Here is a 255-nt window from a genome sequence, read left to right on the forward strand (position 1 = left end):
TGTGGGTGTTGCCGGCCACGTCGGTGGCGCGCACGATGACGCTGTTGTCGCCTTCGACGGCGCTGAAGCTGTTAGTCCAGGTGGTGCCGCCATCGGTGCTGTAGCTGATGGTGGCGCCGGCCTCGGTGCCGCTGATGGCCAGTGTCCCGACGTTGGTGATGCCGTCGCTGCCGCTGGAGCCGCTGTCGCTGCTCAGCGCGACGACAGGCGCCGCAGTCGCGGTGTCGAGGGTGAAAGTGGTTGATGCCGTGCTGG

Annotated in this window: 1 protein-coding gene; it reads right to left on the reverse strand. The window is 67.8% G+C overall.

Going from position 1 to position 255, the window contains the following annotated elements:
• The coding region (locus H3H39_RS27510) for an Ig-like domain-containing protein (RefSeq protein WP_182157710.1) at nt 1-255 on the reverse strand (255 nt) is incomplete at both ends.

It is taken from the genome of Rugamonas apoptosis (assembly GCF_014042355.1).
Taxonomy (GTDB): Bacteria; Pseudomonadota; Gammaproteobacteria; order Burkholderiales; family Burkholderiaceae_D; genus Rugamonas; species Rugamonas apoptosis.